Raw genomic sequence first — 4,380 nt, forward strand, 5'->3', positions numbered from 1 at the left:
GCTGGAATAAAACGTTTGGCGGCAAACAACTCCAAGATGGTTTTCTGTCGCACGTTGGTGGGGGTTAAAGCCAAAATGGCCTTCTGGAGTTTCGTGGTGAATCCCTTCCCAAAGCGTTGATCAAGATTGGGGCGTACCACCCAGTGGTAATTCCCAAAAGAAGGGGTTTTCCAAATCACCTTCACCTTTGTGGGATCCACTTTCCCGTTCTTAACGGCCACATTCCAGACAGGCTGACTCAGAGCACCAGCCTGATAGGAACCGCTCTGCACCAAAGCGATCGTGGCATCGTGACTTCCACTGAAACCTGCTTGTCCACCAGCGATTTGCTTGGGAGTCACGCCCGCTTGGGCCATAAAATACTGGGGCATCAGTCGTCCCGACGTGGAACTTTCTGATCCAAAGGTGAAGCGCTTTCCTTTAAGGCTTTTCAGACCATCAATGCTGCTAATGGGTTGTAAACCTGATGAAGTATTGGCGATAAAAACACTATTAAACTTCGCGTCGATGGCTCGTTGTGCCAGAACCTTGGCACCTGGCGTTTGAAGTCGAGCCTGAATCCCTGTCAGACCTCCAAACCAAACGAGATCGAGACTTCCGGTCCTAAAAGCACTGACGGCCGCTGGGTAATTGCTCACTGGCACGTACCGGACAGGGACCTTGAGAGTGTCGCTGAGTTCGGCGGCAAGTTGGCCGTAACGACGGTTTAACCGTTCTGGGTTTTGATCGGGTATGGCTCCGATCCTGAGGGTTGGTTGAGCGTTCGCTGGAAGGACCGTTGTGCCCTGACTACAGAGAAGAGCCAAAAGAACAACGGCCCCTTTTTTTCGGACCCGTGTCAAATGATTGGTCATGCCTGACAAATGATGAGGTTATGGACGAGTCAACAAACTCTGAAACCGACTGAGCCCATCGGAAATCGTCTCACGCGAAACGGCACAAGACAGCCTGACGCAACGATCATCGCCAAAGGCACCACCGGGAACGATCGCCAGTCCTTCCTCCTCGAGAGCACGCTCACAAAAGGCCAACGAATCGGGAATGGCATCAGGCAAGCGAGGAAAGGCATAAAAGGCGCCTCTCGGTGGTACGAGAGTGATGCCCTCCATCTGTTGAAGCCCAGTACAAAGCTCAGTACGCCGCGTGTTGTAGCTAGCAGCCATCTCGCGGATGCAGTCCCGAGAGCCCTGAAGCGCCGCCAAAGCACCCCGTTGAGCAAAGCTGCACACATTGCTTGTGCTTTGGCTTTGCAGGGCAGCCGCGGCCTTGATCACCGTGCTGTCACCACTGAGATATCCGAGTCGCCAACCGGTCATGGCCCAGCCTTTGGCAAAACCATTCACCACAAAACACCGCTCTCTGAGATCTGGAGCTACGGCAGCAAAACTGTGGTGGGATTCACCCTCTTCCAACAGGTATTCGTAAATTTCATCGCTCATCACCATCAGGTTGGGATGCTTTCGCACCAGCTCTGCCAGGGCTTCTAGTTCACTGAGACTCAACACACGACCTGTTGGGTTGCCCGGTGAATTGAGCACCAGAACCTTGGTTAACGGGGTGATGGATTGTTCAATCTTGTTGAGATCAAGTCCAAACCCATCGCTTGCTGACGACGACACCGTGACAGGGTTTCCCCCAGCCAAGCGAACAATTTCTGGGTAACTCAACCAATACGGGGCCGGAATAATGACTTCATCTCCTGGGTTCAGAAGAACTTGAAACAGGTTGTAAATCGCCTGTTTTCCGCCATTGGTGACCAAGACCTGATCGGTTTTGGTGGGGATGTTGTTTTCAAGACTCAATTTCTGAGCGATGGCAGCCCGCAGCTCTGGATCGCCAGCAGCCGGTCCATACCGGGTGATGCCATCCCTTAGGGCTTGGATCGACGCCTCAACAATGAAGTCTGGCGTCCCGAAATCCGGCTCCCCCGCACTCAAGCTGCACACATTCACACCCTTTTGCTGCAGGGCTTTTGCTCGGGCGCTGATGGCAAGTGTGAGCGATGGCTGCAGAGCCAAAGCTCGGTGCGAGAGAAATGGGGGGCCTGGCATCAGCACGGCACCCCCTCGATGGATGCTCGGATATGTGAAACATCATCCTGCCTGATGTGGCGTCGGTGACAACACCGATGTGCTGATGACAGCCTGGATCGAAATGTTGTCCATGCCGACCATGTCAGCTGAAACGACCTCATTGAGTTGGGTGTTGGCGGCCAACAATCCCCAATCTCTCGCGGAGTTTTATGCGAACGCTCTGGGATGTGCGTGCCGTCAAGGACTGTCAGATCAGCACTGGATGCTGTCTCTACCCATGGGCGGAACACTGCAGATTTATCGCCCTTCCCGTCAACGGCCTTGGCCCGTGCAAGGTGCAGCCCTGGCCCCTTGTTTTCAGCGGATTGGAACCGACCATCCAGAGACGGAGCTGGCCGGTTGGATCGAGCAACTGGAGGGCTTGGGAGCGCGGCGGCGCGAAACCACTCGTCTGGAATCGTTTGGAGCGGAATGCTGGATGGAGGATCCAGAAGGGCAGCCCTTTCTCACCTTGGTGCTGACGCAAGGTTCCACTGGCTCATAGGGTTTTGAGCTGAGCGATCCATGCGCGTGTCCTTAGAAGACTTCGAGGCATCCTGTCTCCAATGTCAGCGCTGTGATCTGGCGCAAGAACGCAAGACTGTTGTGGTCAGTCGTGGAAACCCTTCAGCGCGGCTGATGGTGATTGGAGAAGCGCCAGGGGCTGATGAGGATGCTCAGGGGCGTCCTTTTGTTGGGCGTTCCGGTCGCCTCTTGGATGCATGCCTAGCCGAGGTGGGGCTTGATCAAGCAGACGACGCTTACATCTGCAACTTGATCAAATGCCGCCCCCCTGGTAACCGACGCCCCACCCCAGCAGAGCTCATGGCCTGCAGACCGTGGCTTGATCGTCAAATTCTGGAGGTCGATCCAGAGATCTTGTTCATTCTTGGAGCGACAGCCACAGCGTCACTGCTCCAATGCCGTACACCGATTAGTCGATTAAGGGGGCAGTGGACGGAATGGGAAGGGCGCTCAGTGATGCCGAGTTTTCATCCCTCGTACCTCTTGCGAAATCCTTCACGAGACCCTGGGAAGCCCCGGTCGCTGTTTATGGCTGATCTGACCCACGTCAAGCGCGCACTGAACGGGGTTGTGTCAGGGTTATCTCCAGATTCGAGCGATCCTTGATGACCGCCTCGCAGCGTTACGACACCAAGATTCATCGCCGGGTGACGCGCACGGTGATGGTGGGAGATGTACCCATCGGAAGTGAGCATCCGATTGCGGTGCAATCGATGATTAATGAGGACACGCTTGACATCGACGGGTCGGTCGCGGGAATTCGTCGGCTAGCCGATGCCGGATGCGAAATCGTGCGTGTCACGACTCCGTCGATCGGTCATGCCATCGCGATGGGGAAGATTCGCTCAGCACTTCGAGCACAGGGATGCAAGATCCCACTCGTGGCCGATGTCCATCACAACGGCACCCGCATTGCCCTAGAAGTCGCCAAGCACGTCGACAAAGTGCGCATTAATCCTGGGTTGTTTGTTTTCGACAAACCAGATCCCAATCGCCAGGAGTTCAGCAAAGACGAGTTTGATGCGATTGGAGAAAGAATCAAGGAAACATTTGCTCCGCTCGTTCAAGTCCTGAAAGAGCAAAACAAGGCCTTGAGAATTGGAGTGAATCACGGTTCCTTGGCTGAACGCATGCTGTTCACCTATGGAGATACCCCTCAAGGCATGGTCGAATCGGCCATGGAGTTCGTACGCATCTGCGATTCACTCGATTTTCACAACATCGTGATTTCAATGAAGGCATCGCGGGCGCCCGTGATGCTGGCGGCCTACCGATTGATGGCGGACACCATGGATCGTGAAGGGTTCAACTACCCGCTGCACTTAGGAGTCACCGAAGCAGGTGATGGCGACTACGGCCGAATTAAAAGCACGGCAGGAATCGCAACGTTGCTGGCAGAAGGGCTTGGAGACACCCTGCGGGTGTCCCTCACAGAAGCTCCTGAAAAGGAAATTCCCGTGTGCTTTTCGATTCTGCAGGCACTGGGAATCCGCAAGACGATGGTCGAATACGTGGCCTGTCCGAGCTGCGGTCGCACTTTGTTTAATCTTGAGGAGGTTCTTCATCAGGTCCGAAACGCCACCTCTCATCTCACCGGTCTCGACATTGCGGTGATGGGTTGCATTGTGAATGGACCTGGCGAGATGGCTGATGCTGACTACGGTTACGTCGGCAAGGGGCCTGGGGTGATCGCCCTGTATCGCAACCGCGATGAGATCCGAAAAGTACCCGAGTCTGAGGGGGTGGCAGCCTTGGTTCAGCTCATCAAAGACGACGGCCGCTG

General features: G+C 55.0%; 5 protein-coding genes. 3 read left to right on the top strand and 2 right to left on the bottom strand.

Annotated features, from left to right (window positions below; genetic code table 11):
- Nucleotides 1–854 (bottom strand): putative selenate ABC transporter substrate-binding protein (locus NCN04_RS08355; protein WP_250395782.1); only part of this gene is annotated, 854 nt, incomplete at its 3' end.
- Between the two features lie 18 nt (nucleotides 855–872).
- On the bottom strand, nucleotides 873–2,051 hold the full coding sequence (locus NCN04_RS08360) for a pyridoxal phosphate-dependent aminotransferase (protein WP_250395783.1): 1,179 nt from the start codon (nucleotides 2,049–2,051) through the stop codon (nucleotides 873–875).
- Nucleotides 2,052–2,136: 85 nt separating this feature from the next.
- Here NCN04_RS08360 and NCN04_RS08365 point away from each other — a divergent pair, with 85 nt between their 5' ends.
- The 3 genes from NCN04_RS08365 to ispG all read left to right on the top strand — a co-directional run.
- On the top strand, nucleotides 2,137–2,577 hold the full coding sequence (locus tag NCN04_RS08365) for a VOC family protein (protein WP_053068538.1): 441 nt from the start codon (nucleotides 2,137–2,139) through the stop codon (nucleotides 2,575–2,577).
- 20 nt (nucleotides 2,578–2,597) lie between these two features.
- Complete coding sequence (locus tag NCN04_RS08370) at nucleotides 2,598–3,203, top strand: uracil-DNA glycosylase (protein ID WP_048346695.1); 606 nt, start codon at nucleotides 2,598–2,600, stop codon at nucleotides 3,201–3,203.
- On the top strand, nucleotides 3,203–4,380 hold a 1,178-nt coding region (gene ispG / locus NCN04_RS08375), incomplete at its 3' end, for a (E)-4-hydroxy-3-methylbut-2-enyl-diphosphate synthase (RefSeq protein ID WP_250395784.1). The genes NCN04_RS08370 and ispG, both read left to right, overlap by 1 nt.

The sequence above is a fragment of the Synechococcus sp. MU1655 genome, from assembly GCF_023630655.1.
GTDB lineage: Bacteria > Cyanobacteriota > Cyanobacteriia > PCC-6307 > Cyanobiaceae > Synechococcus_C.